This window comes from Paenirhodobacter enshiensis (assembly GCF_000740785.1).
In the GTDB taxonomy this organism is placed as follows: Bacteria; Pseudomonadota; Alphaproteobacteria; order Rhodobacterales; family Rhodobacteraceae; genus Rhodobacter; species Rhodobacter enshiensis.
The window spans coordinates 19843-41124 of record NZ_JFZB01000018.1; the positions used below are offsets into that span (position 1 = coordinate 19843).

At 67.0% G+C, this 21282-nt stretch carries 19 protein-coding genes; 15 read left to right on the top strand and 4 right to left on the bottom strand.

Annotation, left to right across the window (positions count from 1 at the left end; all coding sequences use genetic code 11):
* The first annotated feature begins 190 nt into the window (after positions 1-190).
* A complete protein-coding gene (locus CG50_RS10160; RefSeq protein WP_036637809.1) occupies positions 191-766 on the top strand; it encodes a DUF1003 domain-containing protein in 576 nt (191 codons plus the stop codon).
* A gap of 12 nt (positions 767-778) precedes the next feature.
* Here the strand turns inward: CG50_RS10160 and CG50_RS10165 are convergent, their stop codons facing one another.
* The 3 genes from CG50_RS10165 to CG50_RS10175 all read right to left on the bottom strand — a co-directional run bounded on the left by CG50_RS10165 (position 779) and on the right by CG50_RS10175 (position 3525).
* Positions 779-1864: a Fic family protein gene (locus CG50_RS10165; RefSeq protein ID WP_036637811.1), complete on the bottom strand. Its 1086-nt coding sequence runs from the start codon at positions 1862-1864 to the stop codon at positions 779-781.
* A 69-nt stretch (positions 1865-1933) separates the two neighbouring features.
* The gene (locus CG50_RS10170; protein ID WP_036637813.1) at positions 1934-2713 is read right to left on the bottom strand and encodes an inositol monophosphatase family protein; all 780 of its coding nucleotides are present in this window, start codon (positions 2711-2713) and stop codon (positions 1934-1936) included.
* An 11-nt stretch (positions 2714-2724) separates the two neighbouring features.
* A complete protein-coding gene (locus tag CG50_RS10175; protein WP_036637816.1) occupies positions 2725-3525 on the bottom strand; it encodes a phosphodiesterase in 801 nt (266 codons plus the stop codon).
* Positions 3526-3819: 294 nt separating this feature from the next.
* On the opposite strand from CG50_RS10175, the gene CG50_RS10180 reads away from it, so the two are divergent.
* The 4 genes from CG50_RS10180 to CG50_RS10195 all read left to right on the top strand — a co-directional run bounded on the left by CG50_RS10180 (position 3820) and on the right by CG50_RS10195 (position 7781).
* On the top strand, positions 3820-5463 hold the full coding sequence (locus CG50_RS10180; protein ID WP_036637818.1) for a Na+/H+ antiporter: 1644 nt from the start codon (positions 3820-3822) through the stop codon (positions 5461-5463).
* Between the two features lie 177 nt (positions 5464-5640).
* Complete coding sequence (locus CG50_RS10185; protein ID WP_036637820.1) at positions 5641-6444, top strand: transporter substrate-binding domain-containing protein; 804 nt, start codon at positions 5641-5643, stop codon at positions 6442-6444.
* Positions 6445-6465: 21 nt separating this feature from the next.
* On the top strand, positions 6466-7134 hold the full coding sequence (locus CG50_RS10190) for an amino acid ABC transporter permease (protein ID WP_036637822.1): 669 nt from the start codon (positions 6466-6468) through the stop codon (positions 7132-7134).
* Positions 7131-7781 carry an amino acid ABC transporter permease gene (locus CG50_RS10195; RefSeq protein WP_036637824.1) on the top strand — a complete coding sequence of 217 codons (651 nt, stop codon included), beginning with the start codon at positions 7131-7133 and terminating at the stop codon, positions 7779-7781. The genes CG50_RS10190 and CG50_RS10195 overlap by 4 nt, the downstream gene beginning before the upstream one ends.
* A gap of 132 nt (positions 7782-7913) precedes the next feature.
* On the opposite strand, the gene CG50_RS10200 is transcribed toward CG50_RS10195, so the two are convergent.
* Positions 7914-8306 (bottom strand): RidA family protein, encoded by a 393-nt coding sequence (locus CG50_RS10200; RefSeq protein WP_036637826.1) that lies wholly within the window; start codon positions 8304-8306, stop codon positions 7914-7916.
* A gap of 226 nt (positions 8307-8532) precedes the next feature.
* On the opposite strand from CG50_RS10200, the gene arcD reads away from it, so the two are divergent.
* The 10 genes from arcD (at position 8533) to CG50_RS10250 (ending at position 21282) form a co-directional block, all read left to right on the top strand.
* Complete coding sequence (gene arcD / locus CG50_RS10205) at positions 8533-9978, top strand: arginine-ornithine antiporter (RefSeq protein ID WP_081880379.1); 1446 nt, start codon at positions 8533-8535, stop codon at positions 9976-9978.
* 32 nt (positions 9979-10010) lie between these two features.
* Positions 10011-11228 (top strand): arginine deiminase, encoded by a 1218-nt coding sequence (locus CG50_RS10210; RefSeq protein WP_036637828.1) that lies wholly within the window; start codon positions 10011-10013, stop codon positions 11226-11228.
* A gap of 11 nt (positions 11229-11239) precedes the next feature.
* Positions 11240-12241 carry an ornithine carbamoyltransferase gene (gene argF / locus CG50_RS10215; protein WP_036637830.1) on the top strand — a complete coding sequence of 334 codons (1002 nt, stop codon included), beginning with the start codon at positions 11240-11242 and terminating at the stop codon, positions 12239-12241.
* Between the two features lie 4 nt (positions 12242-12245).
* Entirely contained in the window at positions 12246-13151 is a 906-nt protein-coding gene (gene arcC / locus CG50_RS10220; RefSeq protein WP_036637839.1) for a carbamate kinase, read from the top strand.
* 207 nt (positions 13152-13358) lie between these two features.
* Positions 13359-14153, top strand: coding sequence for a FadR/GntR family transcriptional regulator (locus CG50_RS10225; protein WP_081880380.1), 795 nt, complete (start codon positions 13359-13361; stop codon positions 14151-14153).
* 8 nt (positions 14154-14161) lie between these two features.
* Positions 14162-15658 (top strand): ABC transporter substrate-binding protein, encoded by a 1497-nt coding sequence (locus CG50_RS10230; RefSeq protein WP_152559485.1) that lies wholly within the window; start codon positions 14162-14164, stop codon positions 15656-15658.
* Positions 15659-15729: 71 nt separating this feature from the next.
* On the top strand, positions 15730-16677 hold the full coding sequence (locus CG50_RS10235; RefSeq protein WP_036637842.1) for an ABC transporter permease: 948 nt from the start codon (positions 15730-15732) through the stop codon (positions 16675-16677).
* Complete coding sequence (locus CG50_RS10240) at positions 16674-17537, top strand: ABC transporter permease (protein ID WP_036637843.1); 864 nt, start codon at positions 16674-16676, stop codon at positions 17535-17537. Before CG50_RS10235 ends, CG50_RS10240 begins: the two co-directional genes overlap by 4 nt.
* Positions 17538-17553: 16 nt before the next feature.
* A complete protein-coding gene (locus CG50_RS10245; RefSeq protein WP_036637844.1) occupies positions 17554-19356 on the top strand; it encodes a gamma-glutamyltransferase family protein in 1803 nt (600 codons plus the stop codon).
* 60 nt (positions 19357-19416) lie between these two features.
* Positions 19417-21282 (top strand): ABC transporter ATP-binding protein, encoded by a 1866-nt coding sequence (locus CG50_RS10250; RefSeq protein WP_245615683.1) that lies wholly within the window; start codon positions 19417-19419, stop codon positions 21280-21282.

A 21282-nucleotide genomic window follows, 5' to 3' on the forward strand; every position in this document is an offset into this window, starting at 1 on the left:
CGGTTCATGCCCCTCTCCGATGCGACCGGGCCGGGGCGGGCATTGCGGGGCTGCCCGAATCCCTGAGCCCGGTCGCTGCGCCGTCGCGTCATCGCGGCGCGGTGACTTCCGGCGCAGGGCAGAGTTCGTGTAGCCTCTCCGCGCGAGGCCCCGGCACAGCCGGAGGCCGGCCATCGGGAGAGAGCGGGCGATGACGAATACCAGACTGAAAGACCTTGCGGCGCGATATCTGAACAAGAGCGTCGATACCCTCGCCGAGGAAGAACAGCGCGTCCTGCGCCAGATCGCAGAGCACCGGCCGACCAGCCGCGACGCCGGGGCGGTGGCAGAGGAGCAGGCGACCTTCGGCGACCGGACGGCCGACAAGGTGGCGGCCTTCGGTGGCTCCTGGACCTTCATCATCCTGTTCACGGTGGTGCTGGCGGGGTGGATGATGCTCAACAGCGGGGCGCTGGCCTGGCTGGGGCTGTCCTTCGACCCCTATCCGTTCATCTTCCTGAACCTGATCCTGTCGACCATCGCCGCGATACAGGCGCCGATCATCATGATGAGTCAGAACCGGCAGGCCGACAAGGACCGGGTGGCGGCGGGGCTCGATTACGAGGTCAACCTGCGCGCCGAGATCGAGATCCTGCGTCTGCACGCCAAGATCGACGACGTGATCCTTGCCCGGCTGGACGCGATGTCGGCGCAGCAGGAGGCGCTGATCGCCGAGGTTCGGGCGCTGGCAGCACAACCCGGTTCCGCCCCCGAGACCCGGGGCTGAGGCGACGTTTTCTCAGACCGTTGCGATATCGTAGCCGGTTGAGCGCCCGCCTGCCTCACGGCGGATGATCGCGCCGATCTCGGCCAGCCGGGTCAGATCGCGCGTGGCCGTCGCGCCCGAGACATCGGCGATCTTCGCATAGCTGCGCGCGCTCAGCCCCTCGGCGATGCGGCGCGGGCCCTGCCCGAACAGCCGGCGCAGCACGGTTTCCTGACGCGGCGACAGCTCTGGCCCGAAGCGCAGGAAATAGCGGTTGCGGGCGAGCAGGAAGACCGCTTCGCCGCGCGCGCCATCGGCCGCGCGGGCGAGGCAGCCGAGGAACCAGGCGACGAAGGGCGTGGCGTCGATGCCCGCCGGGCCTTCGCGGCGGCCATCCTGAAGCGCCTGATAATACTGGCGTTTTTCTACTTCGATCCGGCGCGACAGCGAGAACGGCAAGACCCGCTCGCGGGCGAAGACATGCTCGATCAGCGCCCGGCCGATCCGGCCGTTGCCGTCCGAGAACGGGTGGATCGTCTCGAACCACAGATGCGCCAGCGCGGCGCGGATCGCCACCGGCAAGCGGGTTTCCGTGCCGAGCCAGTTCAGCAACCGCTCCATCTCGGCCGGCAGGCTTTCGGGCGGTGGCGCGATGAACAGCACGTCCTGCCGGCCCGCGGCGGCGGAACGCACGATCTCGATCCCGCTGCGGCGCCAGCGGCCGGGGTCCTCGATCTCGATGCCGAAGAACAGCAGCCGGTGCCAGGCTTGCAGGGTTTCGGCGCTCATCGGGGCGGTGGCGGCGCGGGCTTCGATCATCACCGAGGCGATGGCGTCCGAGCGCCGCGCCAGCGCCTCGCCGTCGCGGTGGCGCAGCGAGGCGATGACCGAAGCCTCGATCTCGTCCGGATCGAGCGCCACCCCCTCGATGCCGAAGGACGCCAGCGCCTCGCCGACGATGCGGCGCAGACGCAGCTCTTCGGCCTCCGCCGGCGAGAGGCCCTGTTCGAGGCCGGAAACCTCACCCATCGCGGCCATGGCTTCGGCCAGCGCCGGGGCGACTGCGGCGGCGTCATAGGTGAAATTCGGCCAGTGTGCGCTTTGCCAGATCCAGGCCATGAGGCGATTATCCCGATTATTCGCCTCATATTGATGTAATTTGTGAGGCGAATAAAGCCGATATTCGCCTCAGATCGTGTCGGTGCCAAAAATTTCCCGCTCATCGAAAGCCGCGACGAAGCCCGGCTTGCCGAGGAGGAAGCGCATCCGCCCCTCAAGCCCCCGGTCTGCCCACTCAAGCGTCGAGACCGCGCCGAGCGCAGTGACCACCGGCCACATGCCCATCACGTCCCAGCTCGATTCGCCGCAGCTGACATAGCCGTCGATCTCGCCCGTCGCGAGTTCGGCCATCGTCGCGGTGCAGCAATTGCCGATCCGCACCATGGCGCGGCCGCCGTGGCGCAGCGCCGCCATCGCGCGCATCCCGTCCGCCACCGGCTGGCCCCCGCCAAGCCCGAGCCCGGCCGAGGCGATACCGGCGCGAAACGGGGAGAGAGCCGCGAGCGGGCGGCCATCCAGCCACGCCCCCACGTCCGGCCCGCCCGCGAACAGCCGCCCGCGCGCGGGTTGCAGCACCGCGCCGAGCACCGGCCGCCCATCCGCGAACAGCCCGACCGAGACGCCCCAGTCGATGCCGCCGCGCACGAAGTTGAAGGTGCCGTCGATCGGGTCGATCACCCAGACCCGGCCCGAGGTTCCGGCGGCGCGCCCGCCTTCCTCGCCGTAAATCCCATCCTCGGGGAACAGCGCGCCGAGCCGGGCGGAGATCAGCGCCTCGACCGCGCGGTCGGCCACGGTGACCAGATCGAGATGCCCCTTTTCGGCGATCTCTGCGGCGGAGAGGCGGCCGAAATGCGTCAACGCCAGCGCGCCCGCCTCTTCGACGACCGGGATCAGATCGGATAACATGCGGGGTTCCTTCAATGTTTCAGGCTCAGATCCGGGGTGACGCGGTGCACGCTTCGTCCGCCCGCGGCGTCGAACAGATGCAGACGGTAGCCGTAGGCGGACGTGGACAGTCCGGGCTCGTTGTCGGCATCGAGGGCGAGAGCATATTCGAAGGCGGTGCTGGAGGCGGCGAAGACCGTGGCCTTGCCCCAATGGGCGATGAACGGGCGGTGCACATGGCCGCACAGCACCGTCACCGGGCCGGGGGCCGCCTCGATCAGCGCAAGCAGCGCCTCCGCCCCCCGGGTCAGCCCGTTGCGGTCGAGCGCGCCGAGGTTCGCCGCGCAGGGTGGGTGATGCAGTGCGATCACCGTCGGCCCGGCGAAACGCTCGTTCAGCTTGCCTTCGAGCCAGCCGAGCTGCCGCGCATCGAGACGCCCGGCCACCTCGCCCTCGACCAGCGTGTCGAGGCCGAGCACCCGAACCGGCCCGATCTTCGTCTCGCTGCACAGCATGTCGGGGGCGGCGAAGGCCACCTCGGGAAAGGCCGCGTGCATCGGCGCGCGAGCGTCGTGATTGCCGGGCAACAGCACGACGGGCAGGCCGAGCGGCGCCAGCACCTCGCGCAACAGCGCGTAATCCTGCGCCGTGCCGCCGTCGGTCAGATCGCCGGTGATGACGACAAGCCCGATCGCAGGGCGAAACGCCGCCAGATCTGCGACGAGCGCGCGGGCGCGGCCGACCGCATCGGCGCGCACATGGCCCCCGGCCTGCCTGCCCGCCGCGATATGCAGATCCGAGATATGGGCAAGGAGAAACGGAACATCGGACATCGGCGGCCTCGGTCGGGTTGCGGGCGGGCGCACGATGCCCTGCGCCGGACGAAAGGGAAACGTCCCCGCGGCTGTCGGAGACGACTGGCGGCCTTTTGCGCGCCTGCTGTGACAGCGCGATGACAGTTCGCCGGTCGTCCGGGCGGAATTTCACGGCCGGTTTCCGGCACCGCACCGTTTCGCCCGGCCCGCTCACGGGCGGTCAGCCGAACGTGACGGGCGCCCCTCTGGCCGGCCGGAACGCGCAACAGCTATAGTGTGTGGCAAACCGCAATTCCTGCCCGGGACAAAGCCTTGGAAACCATCACCACCGTCTTGCTGCTTCTGGTTGCCGTCGTGATCAGTGCCGCCGCCGCGCGGATGCTGCCGCGCGTGCTTCCTTTGCCGCTGATCCAGATCGCCATCGGCTTTGCGGTCAGCGGTATCACCGGCAGCGGCATCCGGCTGGAGCCCGACATCTTCTTCCTGCTGTTCCTGCCGCCGCTGCTGTTCCTCGACGGCTGGCGCATCCCGAAGGAGGGATTGTTTCGCGATATCGGCACGGTTCTGGAACTTGCCTTCGGGCTGGTGGTGTTCACCACGCTCGGCATCGGGTTCCTGGTGCACTGGCTGATCCCGGCGATCCCGTTGCCGGTGGCTTTCGCGCTGGCCGCGATCCTGTCGCCGACCGATCCTGTCGCGGTGACGGCGATTGCCGCGCGGGTCAACGTGCCGCGCCGGCTGATGCACGTGCTGGAAGGCGAGTCGCTGCTGAACGACGCATCGGGCCTCGTATGTATGCGTTTCGCGGTGGCGGCGGCGATGACCGGAGCGTTCTCGCTTGCCGACGCGGCGGCGAGCTTCGTGTGGCTGGTGCTCGGGGGACTGGCGATCGGCATCGTGGTCACCTGGATCCTCACCTGGAGCAAGAACCGCGTCGCGCGCGACTATGGCGAGGATACCGGCTCGCAGATTCTCGTCAGCCTGCTCATTCCCTTCGTGGCCTATCTGGCGGCGGAGAAGGTCGGGGGATCGGGCATTCTCGCGGCGGTCGCGGCGGGCATGACGATGAGCTACTCCGAGCAAAGCGGCCGCGCCCTCGCCACGACGCGGATCCGGCGCAACGCGGTGTGGGACATGGTGCAGTTCGCCCTGAACGGCATGATGTTCGTCGTTCTGGGCGAGCAGCTGCCCCGCATCGTCGCGAGCGCCGCTCAGGTGGTTTCGGAAACCGGCCATGTCAGCCCGCTGTGGATGATCGTCTATGTGCTGTTGATCAACGTCGCGCTGGTGGCGCTGCGGTTTCTGTGGGTGTGGGTGGCGCTGCGCTTCAGCATCCGTGCCGCGCTGAAGCGCGGAGATCCGCCGCCTGCGCCGGGCTGGCGGCTGGTGGCGGCGACCTCCGTCGCGGGGGCGCGCGGCGCGATCACGCTGGCCGGTATCCTGACGATTCCCTTCCTCCTGCCCGACGGCGATCCGTTTCCGGCGCGCGATCTGGTGATCTTCCTTGCCGCTTGCGCGATCATCGTGTCGCTGGTGCTGGCCTCGGTCGCGCTGCCGCCGTTGCTGAAGGGGCTTGCCGTTCCCGCCGAACCGCACGAGCGCCAACAGGAGGATGCGGTGCGCGCTGCCGCTGCCACGGCCGCCATCGAGGCTGCGCAGGCGATGATGCGCACGCTGCCTCGCGATGGCGCCGACAACGACCTTTACACCCATGCCTCGGCCCGGCTGATCGACTACTACAAGGAGCGCATTGCCGGCTATTCCGCCAAGGAGCAATCCGACATGGACCGGTTCCGCGCTGCCGCCCGGGCCGAGCGCGAGGTCTGGCTCGCTGCGCTGCAGGCCGAACGCGAGGCGATCTACCGCGAGGCGCGGCGCAATGCGGTCCCGGATGACGTGGCGCGCCGGCTGGTCCATGAGGTCGATCTGCTGGAGACGCGGGCGCAGGAAAGCTGAGCGCCCCCGCGCCGGGCACGCAGGAGCCGTGCGAGAGGGCGGTCATGCTCTGGCATCCGGCAGGGGCAAAGGCTATGACAGCCAGAGGTTCCGGGCGCAGGTCGGCCGGGACGGCGGTGCCCGGCCGCTGTAAAGTGTCGGGACAAAACAGAACACGACTACCCCAGGGGGTTTTCCATGACTTTCACTTCGGGTTTCCGCTGCCTCGTCGCTGCTGCGGTCACGGCCGTCGCCGCTTTCGGCGTTGCCGCCCAGGCCGACGAGATGGCCGACATCAAGGCCGCCGGCGTCATCAACGTCGGTATCTTCCCGGACTTCCCGCCGTTCTCCTCGGTCGCGGCCGACATGAGCACCGTGGGCTATGACGTCGACGTCGCCAATGACATCGGCAAGGTTCTGGGCGTCAAGGTCAAGCTGGTGCCGATCAACGGGCAGAACCGCATCGCCTTCCTGAACGACAAGCGCGTCGACATGCTGATGAGCGTCGGCTACTCGGACGAGCGCGCTCAGGCCATCGGCTTCGCCGGCGCCTACGCGCCCTATTACATCGCGGTCATCGGCCCGCAGGCGACGAAGATCGAGGGCCCGGCGGACATGGCCGGCAAGACCATCGCGGTCAATCAGGGCACGCTTGAGGATACCTCGCTGACCAAGGCCGCCCCCGAGAGCGCCACGATCCGCCGCTTCCCGAACTATGCCGCGGTGATTCAGGCCTTCATCTCGGGCCAGACCGATCTGATGGCGGTTGGCAACAACGTCGGTGCCCAGGTGCTGGAGAAGCAGACCGCGCTGAAGCCCGAGGAGAAGTTCCAGCTGATGTCCTCGCCGTCGCATATCGCGGTGCGCAAGGGCGAGGATGCGCTGATCTCCACCATCGACGGCGCGATCAAGACCATGATCGACGATGGCACGCTGAACGCGGCGTCCGAGAAGTGGCTGAAGACGCCGATGAAGGTCGAGAACCTTCAGACCAAGAACTAAGAGCGAAGAACGGGCGGGACGATGGGCTCGGGTCTGGATTTCGGCTGGCTGCTGACGGGGTGGCGCGCGCTTGTCGAAGGCGCGGGCATGACACTGTGGCTGACGGCCTGTTCGACGGTGCTGGGGCTCGCGATCAGCGTCCTTGGCGCCGCCGCCCGGCGCGGGCGCATCGGCTGGCTGAAGGCCACCGTCGGCGTCTATGTCGAGGCGATCCGCAACACCCCGTTCATCGTCCAGCTGTTCTTCATCTACTTCGGGTTGCCGAGCCTCGGGGTGAACCTGAACCCGGTGGTGGCGGCGATCGTCGCGATGACGCTGAACGTCGGCGCCTATGCGACGGAGATCGTCGCCTCGGGGCTGGCGGCGGTCGCCGTCGGTCAGCGCGAGGCGGCAGAGGCACTCGGGCTGAAGCCGCGGCAGGTTTTCGTCAAGGTGGTGCTGCCGCAGGCGATGGCGGTGATCTTCCCGGCGCTGGCGAGCCAGGTGGTGATCACCATGCTCGATTCGGCCGTGGTGTCGCAAATCTCGGTGCGCGAACTGACGATGCGCGCGAACCTGATCCAGAGTCAGACCTTCCGCCCGTTCGAGACCTTCCTGATCGCCGCGGCGATCTATCTGGCGCTGTCGATCGCGCTGCGCCGCGTGCTGAACCGCATCGCGGCGCGCTATCTGGGGCCGGGGCTGACATGATCGAATTCACCCTGTGGGATATTCTGCGCAACCTGCTGTTCGCGGCGCGCTGGACGGTGCTGTTGTCGGTCGTCGCTTTCATCGGCGGCACGGTTGTTGGGCTTGCGGTGCTGTTCGCGCGGATCTCGGAGCATAAGCTGTGGCGGCGCGCGGCCTTCGGTTACATCGAGCTGTTTCAGGGCACGCCGCTGCTGCTGCAGCTGTTCCTGATCTTCTTCGGCCTGCCGCAGTTCGGTGTGCAGATCGAGCCCTGGACGGCGGCGGCGCTCGGGCTGACATTCTATGCCTCGGCCTATCTGGCCGAGATCTGGCGCGGCGGGGTCGAGGCGCTGCCGATAGGGCAATGGGATGCCGCCGCGGCGCTTGGTCTTAGGCGCTGGCAGGAGCTGCGTCTGGTCATCCTGCCGCAGGCGTTTCGTATCACGCTCGGTCCGACGGTCGGGTTTCTGGTGCAGCTCATCAAGGCGACGGCGCTGGCCTCGATCCTCGGCTTCGAGGAGCTGGTGCGCACGGCCGACGCGCTGAACAACGCGACATTCCAGCCGTTCCGCGTCTATGGCTTCGTCGCGGTGATCTATTTCGTGCTGTGTTTCCCGCTCGCGCGCTTCGCGCGGCGGCTGGAAGACAAGGGCCCGGTGCGGGCCTGAGGCGGGGAGAGGGGGCTTTGCCCCGCGGAGAAGTGATAAAGAGGGGGCTCTGCCCCCTCGGGCTTCGCCCTCACCCCCGGGATATTTTTCGCGAATCGAAAGGGATGGCGGGGTGTCTTCGCGGAGCGGGGTTCACCGGATCGGGGTGGTGCATTCGATCTCGATGTCGAAGCCCGGCCAGGGACCGATGCCGACGCAGCTGCGTGCCGGGAAGCCGTTCGGGAAATAGTCGCGGTAGACGCTGTTCATGCGGGCCGTCAGGGCGGGGTCGGTCAGATAGACCGTAGCGCGGATCGTGTCGGCGAGCGTGCCGCCGCCGGTTTCGAGCGCGAAGGCGAGCGCCTCGAGGCTGAGACGGGTCTGGGTTTCGATGTCGGCCGAGACGATGTCGCCGGTTTGCAGGTCGATGGGCGGCATCCCGCAGGTATAGAGCATCCCGTTCGTGCGCACGAGTGCGGCGACCGGTGCGCCGATCCGGCGCAGCGTGTCCGAGATCACGGGAACCTCGATGATCGTCCTGTCCATGGCGAGTCCTTTCGTCGTTCCGGGCCGGTTTGCCCCGCTTTCGGGGCGCGCGTCCAGAGCGATCCGCGCGCCCCGACGTCAGCGCGGGGACGGCGCGGGTGTGGAGGCGGGCAACGCGACGTCCGTGGTGGCTACGCGATATGTCTTGATCCATGTCAAGGCAGGCGGCACTATCTGGCTGCTCATTGTTTGTGCATTTCAGCAGAATCTTTGCCCGGAGGGCGATATGGAACAGAACGGCGAGACAGCAGGACGTCCGGTGTCGGACAAGCTGCATCTGGGGGCGCTGGTTGCGCTGGTGATCGGTTCGATGATCGGTTCGGGGGTGTTCAGCCTGCCGCAGAACATGGCGGCAGGCGCCGGCGCGCTGGCGATCCTGATCGGCTGGGGCATCACCGCGGTCGGTATGCTGGCGCTGGTCTTCGTCTACGAGACGCTGGCGACACGAAAGCCGGATCTCGATTCCGGTCCCTATGCCTATGCCAAGGCGGGCTTCGGCCCGTTCATCGGTTTCAACAGTGCCTGGGGCTACTGGATCAGTGCCTGGGTCGGCAACGTATCCTATGCGGTGGTGGTGTTCAGCGCGCTGTCCTATTTCTTCCCCGCCTTCGGCGACGGAAATACCTGGCAGGCGATCCTCGGCGCCTCGGTCCTGGTCTGGGCGGTGCACTTTCTGATCCTGCGCGGCGTGCGTCAGGCGGCGATCGTCAACACCGTCGCGACCATCGCCAAGATGGCGCCGATCGTGCTGTTCGTGATCGTCATCGCGCTGGCCTTCAAGGTCGACGTGTTCGCGCTCGACTTCAAGGGATCGGCGAACCTCGGCTCGATCCTCGATCAGGTGAAGAGCACGATGCTGGTCACGCTCTGGGTGTTCATCGGCATCGAGGGGGCAAGCGTCTATTCCGCCCGCGCAGCCAAGCGGCGCGACATCGCGCGCGCCACGGTTCTGGGCTTCGTGACCTGCATCGTGCTTTATGCGCTGATCTCGCTGCTGTCTCTGGGCATCGTCAGTCAGGCCGATCTGGCGGGGATGAAGAACCCCTCGATGGCCGGGGTGATGGAGAAAGTCGTCGGCCCCTGGGGTGCGGTGGTGATCAACCTCGCGCTGGTGGTCTCGGTTCTCGGCGCCTATCTGAGCTGGACGCTGCTCGCCGCCGAGGTGCCCCATGTCGCGGGCAAGGACGGCACGATGCCCGCCTTCTTCGCCGCGGAAAGCACGCGCAAGGTGCCGGTCACCTCGCTCCTCATCACCAACCTTCTGGTGCAGGCCTTCCTGATCGTCACCTTCTACGCCCACAGCACCTATCAGGCGTTGTTCTCCATCGCTTCGGGCATGATCCTCGTGCCCTATATCTTCTCGGGGGCTTATGCCGCAAAGCTGGCGATCACCGGTGAAAGCTATGCACCGGGCGAAAACCGGCTGTGGCCGATGCTGATCGGCGGGCTGGCGACGGTCTACGGCATCTGGCTCGTCTATGCGGCGGGGCTGTCTTACCTGTTCATGTGCGCCATCCTCTACGCGCCGGGGCTGGTGTTCTATGTCTGGGCACGGCGCGAGAAGGACGCCCGCGTCTTCACTCCTGTCGAGGCCGTTCTGGCCGCGGCGCTGGTGCTGGTCGGCCTTTATGCCGGCTACGAGATGTGGACCGGCGCGGTCAGCGCGCTGTGACATCTGAAATTGCGACGAAGGGAGGACCTGTCATGACCGATCTCGGTGTTCATTCGGAAACCGGGCGGCTGCGCGAAGTGATCGTGCACCGCCCCGACCTCAGCCTGCGGCGCCTGACGCCCGACAACTGTCACGATCTGCTGTTCGACGATGTGATCTGGGTGAAGCGCGCCCGGCAGGAACATGACGTTCTGGTCGACACCCTGCGCGAGCGCGGTGTGAAGGTGCATCTGTTCGGCGAGCTGCTCGGCGAGACGCTGGCCGACGAGACCGCGCGCCAGTGGCTTCTGGAACGCCGGATCGGTCCGGATATGGTGGGCTATGACATGGGGCCGCAGCTGCGCGACTGGCTCGGTCAGATGCCGGCGGCGGAACTGGCCGACCGGCTGATCGGCGGCATCACCCGCGCCGAGCTGCCCTTCGCGCCGGACGGGTTGTTCGGGCAGACGCTGCTTGGCCAGGACTTCGTGCTGCCGCCGCTGCCCAATCAGCTGTTCACCCGCGATTCCTCGTGCTGGATCTATGGGTCGGTCTCGGTCGGGCCGATGTTCTGGCCCGCGCGCCGGCCCGAGACCGCGAATGCCGAGGCGATCTATCGCTTCCACCCGCGGTTCCGCGATGCCGGCATTCCCTTCGTCACGCCGGACAATCCGGGGATGCACTGCAGCCTCGAAGGCGGCGACGTGATGCCGATCGGCGGCGGCGTGGTGCTGGTGGGGATGGGCGAACGTTCGACCCCGCAGGCGGTGGGCAGCCTCGCGCGCAACCTGTTCGCGACCGGGCAGGCCAGCCATGTCATCGCCGCGCTGATGCCGCGCGACCGCTCGTTCATGCACCTCGATACGGTGTTCACGCTGTGCGACCACGACCTTGCGACGATGTATCCGCCGGTGGTGGACCGGATCCGTCCGTTCTCGATCCGGCCGGGGGAGGGCGAGCGCTCCGTCACCGTGACCGAGGAGAAGCGCCCCTTCGTCGAGGTCGTGGCCGAGGCCATGGGGCTGAAGAAGCTGCGCATCGTCGCGACCGGCGGCGACGGCTACGAGGCCGAGCGCGAGCAGTGGGACGATGGCAACAACGTCGTCGCGGTCGAACCGGGCGTGGTGATCGGCTATGACCGCAACGTCTACACCAACACTCTGCTGCGCCGTGCGGGCGTCGAGGTCATCACCATCGAGAGTGCCGAACTGAGCCGCGGGCGCGGCGGCGGTCACTGCATGACCTGCCCGATTGCCCGCGATCCCGTGTAAGGAGGCCCCCGATGCCGATCAATCTGCATGGCCGCAGCGTGCTGACGCTGGCCGATTTCACCCCGGACGAGATCCGTTTCCTGCTGCGTCTGGCGGCGGATCTGAAGACCGCGAAGCTGTCGGGGTCCGAGGTCCCGCGGCTGAACCGGCGCAACATCGCCTTGATTTTCGAGAAGGATTCGACGCGCACGCGTTCGGGATTCGAGGTGGCGGCCTTCGATCAGGGGGCGCATGTCACCTATATCGGCCCCTCGGGCAGCCATATCGGCCATAAAGAGACGATGAAGGATACGGCCCGCGTTCTCGGCCGGATGTATGACGCCATCGAATATCGTGGCTTTTCGCAGAAGGATGCCGAGACGCTGGCGCAGTTCTCGGGCGTGCCGGTGTTCAACGGGCTGACCGACCAGACCCACCCGACGCAGGTTCTGGCCGATTTCATGACGATGCGTGAATTCACCCACAAGCATCTTTCCGACATGGTGCTGACCTTCACCGGCGAGGGGCGCGACAACGTGGCGCTGTCGCTGGCGATCGGGGCGGCGAAGGTGGGGATGTCGTTCCGCATCGCCTCGCCGCGCGCGCTCTGGCCCGAGGAAGCGTTCCTCGACCGGATCCGCAAGATGGCGGCCGAAACCGGCGCGCACTTCGAGATCACCGAGGATCCGGTGGCCGCGGTGAAGGGGGCGGATTTCATCTACACCGACGTCTGGCTGTCGATGGGCGAGGATGCCGCCGTCTGGGCCGAACGGATCCGCCTGCTGACGCCCTATCGCGTCACCGCCGATCTGATGCGCGCGAGCGGCAACCCCTACGTCAAGTTCATGCACTGCCTGCCCGCCTTCCACAACGCCGAGACCGAGGTCGGTGCGCAGGTGCTGAAGGATTACGGCATCGACTGCATGGAAGTGACCGAGGAGGTGTTCGAAAGCCCCGCCTCCATCGTCTTCGATCAGGCGGAGAACCGGATGCACTCGATCAAGGCGCTGCTCGTCGCCACGCTCGGGGGCTGAGGCGATGCGGATCGTCGCGGCCCTCGGGGGCAATGCGATCCTGCGCCGGGGCGAGCCGATGACCGGCGAGACTCAGCGGGCGAATATCCGCACCGCGGCGCAGGGTCTGGCGCAACTGGTGACGGCGGGGCATTCGCTGGTGGTGACGCATGGCAACGGCCCGCAGGTCGGCCTGCTGGCGCTGCAATCGGCGGCCACGCCGCAATCGCCGTTTCCGCTCGACGTGCTCGATGCCGAAAGCGCGGGGATGATCGGCTATGTGCTGCAGCAGGAGCTGGGAAATGCGCTGCCCGACCGGCTGGTGACGACGCTGCTGACGCAGGTGCGCGTCGATCCGGCCGATCCCGCCTTCGGCCATCCGACGAAGCCGATCGGCCCGGTCTATGAGCAGGCCGAGGCGCAGGCGCTCGCCGCGGCGCGCGGCTGGCAGGTGGCGCCCGATGGCGACAAATGGCGCCGCGTCGTCGCCTCGCCGGCCCCGCTCGCGATCCTCGAGGCCGAGGTGCTGAAGATCCTCGTCGGGCAGGGCGTGATCCCGATCTGCGCCGGCGGTGGCGGCATCCCGGTCGTCTCGTTGCCGCAAGGTGGGATGACCGGGGTCGAGGCGGTGATCGACAAGGATCTCGCCAGCAGTCTGCTGGCGCGCCAGATCGGCGCCGACATGCTGCTGATGCTGACCGATGTCGCCGCAGTTTATCGCGGCTTCGGCACGCCCGGGGCCGAGGCGCTCGGCCAGGTTCATCCGGACGATCTTTCGCCCGCGGATTTCCCGGCGGGGTCCATGGGGCCGAAGGTGCGCGCGGGCGTCGAGTTCGTCCGCGCAACCGGCGGGCAGGCCGGGATCGGCCGGCTTGAAGATGCCGCGGCCATCGTCGCGGGTCAGGCCGGCACGCGGATCGTCCCCGCCTGACAGCGGCCGGGAAAGACCCATCCACCCCCGCTTTCGCCTTCGTGCGAGTGGCGGGGGGGGATGATTCACCGGGCAGGAGTTGCCCAGAGTCGCCCAACAAACAGGCACTGACGCGAAATTCCGGCCTTCCTGGTCCGGGATCTGTCTTTTGGACTTTATCGCAAACCAATTCTGCACATTGTTTTGAACCAATTGCTGGATTTGGTCATGACTCACCCGAACGTTTCCCTCTCTGCTGCCCCGGCGCCGGGCGAGGCGGTTTCCCGGCCGGAGACCGACGCCGCCCACGCATTGGCAGAGTTGCGCCGCTATCTGACCAGCGGCGCGGCGCAGGATAGTGAAAAGCTGCCGACCGAGCGCGCTCTGGCGGAGACCCTGGGCGTCGGCCGTCATGCGCTGCGCCGCGCGCTCGACGTGCTGGAGACCGAGGGGCTGATCTGGCGCAAGCAGGGGGCGGGCACCTTCCTCGGCAGTGCACCCGATCCGTTCACCGGCCGTATCGCCTCTCTCATCCCGATGACGAATTACGAAGAGGTGATGGAGGTCCGCGTCCGGCTGGAGCCGCAGATCGCCCAGCTTGCGGCGCTGCGCGCCACGCCCGAGCGGCTGGCGCGGCTCGAACAGATCCTGACCCGCCTCGATGACATCGCCGATGCCGAGGGCCGCGAATTGTGGGACGGCGCGTTCCATCGCGAGATCGCGGTGATGGCCGGAAACCAACTGCTGCTGTCGCTGTTCGACATCGTGAACCGGGCGCGGCGCGACAAGATCTGGCAGGCCCTGCGCGAGAAGGCCCGCACGCAGGTGCCCTATTCCATTGCCGACACGCAGCGCCAGCACCGTGCCATCGTTGCCGCCATCGCCGCCGCCGACCCCGAGCGCGCCGGGGCCACGATGCACGAACATCTTCTGGACATCCAGATGCGGCTTTTGCGGCTGACCAGCCTGATGCCGGCTGCCGCCCGTCCGCCCATTGCGACCAGTGAGGAACAGAAACAATGAATTTCAAGATGTTGGCATCCACGGCCCTGGTGGCGGGCCTGCTGGCGGGGGGGGCTCAGGCGGCCGATCTGAAGATCGCGCTGCAGGACGATCCGGATGTGCTGGACCCGGCGCAGTCGCGCTCTTTCGTGGGGCGGATCGTCTATGCGGCGATGTGCGACGCGCTGGTCGACATCGACGCCGATGTGAATTTCGTGCCGAAGCTCGCGACGGACTGGAAATTCTCGGATGACGGGCTGAAGCTGGTGATGAACCTGCGTCAGGGCGTGAAGTTCCAGGATGGCGAGGACTTCAACGCCGATGCGGTCGTCTACACGATCAATCGCAACATGACGATGAAGGAGAGCCGTCGCAAGTCCGACCTCGCCTCGGTCGAGAAGATCGAGAAGACCGGCGATTATCAGGTGACCTTCACCCTCAAGCAGCCCGATGCTTCGCTGGTGGCGCAGCTCTACGACCGCGCCGGCATGATCGTCGCGCCGAAGGCGGCGGAGGCGGAGGGTGCCAATTTCGGCGCGCATCCGGTCTGTGCCGGCCCCTTCAAATTCGTCGAGCGCGTGCCGCAGGACCGCATCGTGCTGGAGAAGTTCGACGGCTACTGGAACGCCAAGGACATTCATTTCGACAAGGTGACCTATCTGCCGATCCCCGACACCACGGTGCGTCTGGCAAACCTGCAATCGGGCGATGTCGATCTGGTGGACCGGATCGCCTCGACCGATGCCGATACGGTGAAGGCGAACCCGAAGCTCGGCTATGCCGAGGTCGCGGGGCTGGGCAACATGGGGATCTATTTCAACCTGGCCAACGGCACCGGTGCGAAGAATCCGATGGGTGAGAACAAGCTGTTGCGGCAGGCGTTTTCGCTGTCGATCGACCGCGATGCGATTGACGAGGTGGTGTTCAACGGCGCCGCGCTGCCCGGCAACCAGCCCTGGCCGCCGACCTCGGTGTGGTATGACAAGACCCATCCGGTTCCGCCGCGCGACATCGACAAGGCGCGTGCGCTGGTCAAAGAGGCCGGTTTCGACCGTGTGAAGGTGACCATCAAGCACGCCAACAACCCCGTCGTCACGCAGGCGATGCAGATGATTCAGGCAATGGCCGCCGAGGCGGGCTTCGACGTCACGTTGCAGTCGACGGAATTCGCCACGCTGCTCGACGATCAGTCCTCGGGCAATTTCGAGGTCAGCCGGTCCGACTGGTCGGGCCGCCCCGATCCGGACGGCAACGTCTATCAGTTCTTCACCACGAAGGGCGGGCTGAACGATCCGAAATATTCCAATCCCGAGGTCGACCGGCTGCTGAACGAAGCCCGCGCCTCGACCGATCCGGCGGTGCGCAAGGCGAAGTATGACGCTTTCGTCGGCCATCTGCTGGAGGACAACCCGATCGTTTACCTCGGCACGCAGAAGTATCTTTATGGCTTCACCGCGAAGCTGAACGGCTTCAAGCCGCTGCCCGATGCGATGATCCGCCTGCAGGGCGTCAGCAAAGCCGACTGACATTTCCTCAGACACTGACCCGTGCGGGCGAACCGCGCGGGCCGCCTTGCCGTTTGCCGGACAGCCCAGGAATGCACATTTTCATCGCCAAACGCCTGCTGATCGCGATTCCGACGCTGATCCTGGTGTCGATCTTCGTGTTCACCTTGCAGAAACTGCTGCCGGGCGATCCGGTTCTCGCGCTTGCCGGTGAGGAACGCGATCCTGCCACGCTCGACGCGATCCGCGCTCAGCTGCATCTGAACGATCCTATCGTCGTGCAATACGGCCGTTGGATCTGGGCGGCGCTGCAGGGCGATCTGGGAATGTCGCTGCGCACCAACACGCCGGTGACGCAGCTGATCGCGCAAAAGCTGCCGGTGACCATCCAGCTTGCGGTGATGTCGATGATCGTCGCGGTGCTGTGCGGCATTCCGGGGGGCATCTACGCGGCGGTGCACAAGCGTCGCAAGGGCGATTACATCGTCAATATCCTTGCGCTTTCCGCGCTGTCGATCCCGAACTTCTGGCTGGGTATCATGATGATCCTGCTGGTGTCGGTAAATCTCGGCTGGCTGCCGGCTTCGGGCTATGTCTCGCCGGTCGAAAACTTCTGGCTGTCGATGAAGACGATGCTGATGCCCGCGCTGGTTCTGGGCACGGGGCTGAGCGCGACGCTTCTGCGCCATACCCGGTCGTCGATGTCGGGGGTGCTGAAATCCGACTACATCCGCACCGCGCGCGCCAAGGGCCTGCGCCCGCGCGAGGTGATCCTCGGCCACGCGTTCCGCAACGCGATCCTGCCGATCATCACGCTGATGGCGCTGTTGTTCGGCGAGCTTCTGGCCGGCGCCGTGCTGACCGAGCAGATTTTCACCATCCCCGGCTTCGGCAAGCTGACGGTCGATGCGGTGTTCACCCGCGACTATGCCGTCGTGCAGGGCGTGGTGATGTGCACGGCCGTCGCCTTCATCGCGATGAACCTGGTGGCCGATGTGCTTTACGCCTTTCTCAATCCCCGCCTGAGGGCCAAGCTATGAGCGATACCTCTGCCGCGCTGCCGCCGCGTGCGTCCTCGCGCGTGCTGCGCAGCCTGCGCCACAACCCGAGCGCCATCGCCGGTGCGGCGATCATCCTGCCCATCGTGATCCTTGCGCTTCTCGCCCCGGTGCTGCCGATCCCATCGCCCGACGCGACAAGCTGGACCGCGATCCGCAAGGCGCCCTCGGCGCTCCACTGGCTCGGCACGGACGAGCTTGGCCGCGATATCCTGTCGCGGATGATCTGGGGGGCGCGGGCTTCGCTTCTGGCGGGGGTGGTGTCGATCGCCATCGCACTGGTGACGGGGGTGCCGCTCGGCATTCTGGCGGGTTATTTCGGCGGCTGGGTCGACATGGTGATCTCGCGCGTGACCGAGGCCCTTCTGGCGCTGCCGTTTCTCATCATGGCAATCGCGCTTGCCGCTTTCCTCGGGCCGTCGCTGACCAATGCGATGATCGCCATCGGGCTTTCGGCGATGCCGGTGATGATCCGGCTGACCCGCGGCCAGGTCATGGCCGTCAAGGCCGAGGATTACGTCGAGGGCGCCCGTGCCATCGGTCTCAATCACCTTGAAATCATGTCGCGCTACGTGTTCCCGAACATCGTGCCGCCGATCATCGTGCAGGCGACGCTGACCATCGCCACCGCGATCATCGCCGAGGCCTCGCTGTCCTTCCTCGGCCTCGGTCAGCAGGCGCCGGCCCCGTCCTGGGGGGCGATGCTGAACACGGCGAAGAACTTCCTGACCCAGGCGCCCACCTATGCGCTTTTCCCCGGCGTCGCGATTTTCCTGACGGTGGTGGGGTTCAACCTTCTCGGCGACGGGCTGCGCGATGCGCTCGACCCGCGCGAGCAATAAGACAGAAAGACGGATCATGGCTGCTTTCACCACCCGCCCCGAACTGACCGGCACCTTCGGCATGGTCACCTCGACCCATTGGATCGCGACGGCGGTCGGTATGGCGATCCTGGAAAAGGGCGGCAACGCCTTTGACGCCGCGGTCGCGACGGGCTTTGCGCTCAACGTGGTCGAGCCGCATCTGAACGGTGCGGGCGGCGATCTGCCGGCGGTGTTCTATTCCGAGAAGACCGGCAAGGTGCAGGTGCTGTGCGCGCAGGGGCCGGCGCCCGCCGGCGCCACCATCGCGCATTACCGCGCCGAGGGGCTCGATCTGATCCCCGGCGACGGGTTGCTCGCGACGGTCATTCCGGGCGCCTTCGACGGCTGGATGCTGATGCTGCGCGATTACGGCACGATGACGGTGCGCGACGTTCTCAGCCCCGCGATCCACTACGCCGAGACCGGGCATCCGGTGCTGGAACGCGTGGCGAATTCGATCGAGGCGCTCGGCGCGTTCTTCAAGACCGAATGGCCGACCTCCTATGAAACCTGGCTGCCGGGCGGCACGGCGCCGAAGACGGGCGCGTTGTTCCGCAATCCGGTCCTTGCCCGCACCTGGACCCGGCTGATCGAGGCGGCCGAGGCCGTCGAGGGCCGCGAGGCGCAGATCGACGCTGCCCGCGATGCCTTCTATCGCGGCTTCGTGGCCGAGGAGATGCAGGCCTATCTCGACACGGCCGAGGTGATGGACGCGAGCGGCCGGCGCCACCGCGCAGTGCTGAACCGCGATGACATGGCCGGCTATCATGCCACCATCGAGGATCCGGTGCGCGCCGACTATGGCGACTGGACGGTGTGCAAGACCGGCCCCTGGGGTCAGGGCCCGGTGCTGCTGCAGACGCTGGCGATCCTGAAGCACACCGACATCGCGTCGATGGCCCCCGACGGCGCGGATTTCGTCCATACCGTGATCGAGGCGATGAAGCTCGCCTTCGCCGACCGTGAAGTCTATTACGGCGATTCCGGGTTCAGCGAGGTGCCGCTCGACACCCTGCTGTCGGATGCCTATGGCGCCGAACGGGCGAAGCTGATCGGCCCGGCCGCCTCGCTTGAACTGCGTCCCGGCCATGTTCCGGGCTTCGAGGCGCAGATCGAGCGCACGATGGCCATGCTCGCCGCGCGCAAGGGCGGTGCGGTCTACGAGCCGACGATGGCGCATCTGGCGAATTCCAATGACAAGCCGACCGAGAAGCGCGGCGACACCGTGCACATGGATATTGTCGACCGCTGGGGCAACATGGTCTCGGCGACGCCCTCGGGCGGGTGGCTGCAAAGCTCGCCGGTGCTGCCGACGCTCGGTTTCTGCCTCAACTCGCGGGCGCAGATGTTCTGGCTCGAAGAGGGGCTGCCGGCCTCGCTGGCGCCGGGCAAGCGGCCGCGGACCACGCTGACGCCCTCGCTCGCGCTGCTGAACGGGCGCCCGACGCTCGCCTTCGGCACACCGGGCGGCGACCAGCAGGACCAGTGGCAGCTGTCGTTCTTCCTGCGCTACGTCCATCACGCGCTGAACCTGCAACAGGCGATCGACCTGCCGCTGTTCCATTCGACGCATTTTCCCGGCTCGTTCTTCCCGCGCACCATGGCGCCCGGCCAGATGATGATCGAGGACCGGATCGGCGCGGAGGTGATCGCCGATCTGCGCGCTCGCGGTCACGAGGTGAAGGTGGCGGGGCCGTGGGACATCGGCCGTCTGACCGCGGCACGGCGTGATGCGGACGGGCTGCTTCACGCCGCGGCGACGCCGCGTCTGATGCAGGCCTATGCCGCCGGCCGGTAGCACAACCAACCGCCGGGCGGGGGTCCGCCCGGTCGGACAGCACAGACAGGAAGACCTCCGATGCACCCAAGCCTTGCCCCCGACAGCCTTGCCTCCGATGCCCGGCCGATGGCCGATACGCCCGTGCTGTCGATCCGCGGGCTGACCACGGCGTTTCGCACCGATGACGGCTGGCGCGAGGTGATCCGCGATATCTCGTTCGATATTCACGCCGGCGAGACGGTGGCGGTGGTGGGTGAAAGCGGCTCGGGCAAGTCGGTGACCTCGCTTTCGGCGATGCGGCTTCTCGATCCGCATCTGTCGCGGGTCTCGGGCGAGGTGCTGCTGAACGGGCGCGATCTGCTGCGGCTGAGCGAGGCCGAGATGGAGAACGTCCGCGGCAACGACATGTCGATGATCTTCCAGGAGCCGATGACGTCGCTCAACCCGGCCTATACCGTCGGGCGCCAGATCGCCGAGGTGCTGATGCGCCACAAGGGGCTGAGCCGCCATGACGCCCGCGCCGAGACCATCCGCATGATGGAGCGCGTGCGTATCCCCAACGCCGCCGGCCGCTTCGATCAGTATGCGCATGAGTTCTCTGGCGGGATGCGGCAGCGGGTGATGATCGCGATGGCGCTGGCCTCGCGCCCGAAACTGCTGATCGCGGACGAACCGACGACGGCACTCGATGTCACGATTCAGGGCCAGATCCTCGATCTGATCAAGGAATTGCAGGCCGAGGAGGGCACCGCCGTCCTGTTCATCACCCATGACATGGGCGTGGTCGCCGAGATCGCCGATCGCACCGTGGTGATGTATCGCGGCGATCTGATCGAGACCGGCCCCACCGGGAAGATCTTCGCCGATGCGGCAGAGCCCTATTCGCGCGCGCTTCTGGCCTCGGTGCCGCGGCTCGGCGCGATGGCGGGGCAGGTGGCGCCGCTGCGCTTCCCGAAAGTCGACATGGAGACCGGCGCCGTTACGGCCGAACCCCCGCTCGCCCGGTCCGTCGATTACACCGCCGCGCCGATCCTGAGCGTGCGCAACCTCGTCACCCGGTTCGACGTGCGCGCGGGCATTCTCAACCGCCCGGTCGGCGCCGTTCACGCGGTCGAGGGTGTCAGCTTCGATCTCTGGGCCGGCGAGACGCTGGCCATCGTCGGGGAATCGGGCTGCGGCAAGTCCACCACGGGCCGTTCGTTGATGCGGCTGATCGAGCCGCGCTCGGGCTCCGTCACGCTTGAGGGCCGCGATCTGCTGAGCCTCGGCGGGGCGCAGCTGCGCGGGATGCGGCGCGATGTGCAGATGATCTTTCAGGATCCGTTCTCCTCGCTCAACCCGCGGATGACGGTGGGGCAGGCGGTGGCCGAGCCGATGGTGAAACATGGCATGATCGGCCGTGGCCGCGCCGGGCGTCAGCGGGTGGCGGAGCTTCTGGAACAGGTCGGGCTGCCGGCTGCCGCGATCGACCGCTATCCGCACGAGTTTTCCGGCGGGCAGCGCCAGCGCGTCGCCATCGCCCGCGTGCTGGGGCTGGAGCCGAAGGTGATCGTGGCCGACGAGGCGGTCTCGGCGCTCGATGTCTCGATCAAGGCACAGGTGTGCAACCTGTTGATCGACCTGCAGGAACGGCTGGGCATCGCATTCCTGTTCATCAGCCACGATATGGCCGTGGTCGAGCGGATCAGCCACCGTATCGCGGTGATGTATCTGGGCGAGATCGTCGAGATCGGCACCCGCGAGGCTCTGTTCGCGAACCCGCAGCATCCTTACACGAAGCGCCTGATCGCGGCCGTTCCCGTCCCCGATCCGGCCCGGCGGCGGATGCGGCGCGATGCCGGGGCGAGCGAGCTGAAAAGCCCGGTTCGCGCCCTAGGCTACGAGCCGCCGGCGCGCCACTGGGCGGACCTCGGCGGCGGCCATCTTGTCATGCAGGCAGAGTGA

Coding starts and splice junctions, on each gene's coding strand:
- CG50_RS10170 (WP_036637813.1), bottom strand. CDS start 2,713: ATGTTATCCGATCTGATCCCGGTCGTCGAAGAGGCGGGCGCGCTGGCG.
- CG50_RS10190 (WP_036637822.1), top strand. CDS start 6,466: ATGGGCTCGGGTCTGGATTTCGGCTGGCTGCTGACGGGGTGGCGCGCG.
- argF (WP_036637830.1), top strand. CDS start 11,240: ATGCCGATCAATCTGCATGGCCGCAGCGTGCTGACGCTGGCCGATTTC.
- CG50_RS10210 (WP_036637828.1), top strand. CDS start 10,011: ATGACCGATCTCGGTGTTCATTCGGAAACCGGGCGGCTGCGCGAAGTG.
- CG50_RS10240 (WP_036637843.1), top strand. CDS start 16,674: ATGAGCGATACCTCTGCCGCGCTGCCGCCGCGTGCGTCCTCGCGCGTG.
- CG50_RS10225 (WP_081880380.1), top strand. CDS start 13,359: ATGACTCACCCGAACGTTTCCCTCTCTGCTGCCCCGGCGCCGGGCGAG.
- CG50_RS10185 (WP_036637820.1), top strand. CDS start 5,641: ATGACTTTCACTTCGGGTTTCCGCTGCCTCGTCGCTGCTGCGGTCACG.
- CG50_RS10235 (WP_036637842.1), top strand. CDS start 15,730: ATGCACATTTTCATCGCCAAACGCCTGCTGATCGCGATTCCGACGCTG.
- CG50_RS10175 (WP_036637816.1), bottom strand. CDS start 3,525: ATGTCCGATGTTCCGTTTCTCCTTGCCCATATCTCGGATCTGCATATC.
- CG50_RS10160 (WP_036637809.1), top strand. CDS start 191: ATGACGAATACCAGACTGAAAGACCTTGCGGCGCGATATCTGAACAAG.
- CG50_RS10200 (WP_036637826.1), bottom strand. CDS start 8,306: ATGGACAGGACGATCATCGAGGTTCCCGTGATCTCGGACACGCTGCGC.
- CG50_RS10250 (WP_245615683.1), top strand. CDS start 19,417: ATGCACCCAAGCCTTGCCCCCGACAGCCTTGCCTCCGATGCCCGGCCG.
- CG50_RS10195 (WP_036637824.1), top strand. CDS start 7,131: ATGATCGAATTCACCCTGTGGGATATTCTGCGCAACCTGCTGTTCGCG.
- CG50_RS10245 (WP_036637844.1), top strand. CDS start 17,554: ATGGCTGCTTTCACCACCCGCCCCGAACTGACCGGCACCTTCGGCATG.
- CG50_RS10230 (WP_152559485.1), top strand. CDS start 14,162: ATGTTGGCATCCACGGCCCTGGTGGCGGGCCTGCTGGCGGGGGGGGCT.
- arcD (WP_081880379.1), top strand. CDS start 8,533: ATGGAACAGAACGGCGAGACAGCAGGACGTCCGGTGTCGGACAAGCTG.
- arcC (WP_036637839.1), top strand. CDS start 12,246: ATGCGGATCGTCGCGGCCCTCGGGGGCAATGCGATCCTGCGCCGGGGC.
- CG50_RS10165 (WP_036637811.1), bottom strand. CDS start 1,864: ATGGCCTGGATCTGGCAAAGCGCACACTGGCCGAATTTCACCTATGAC.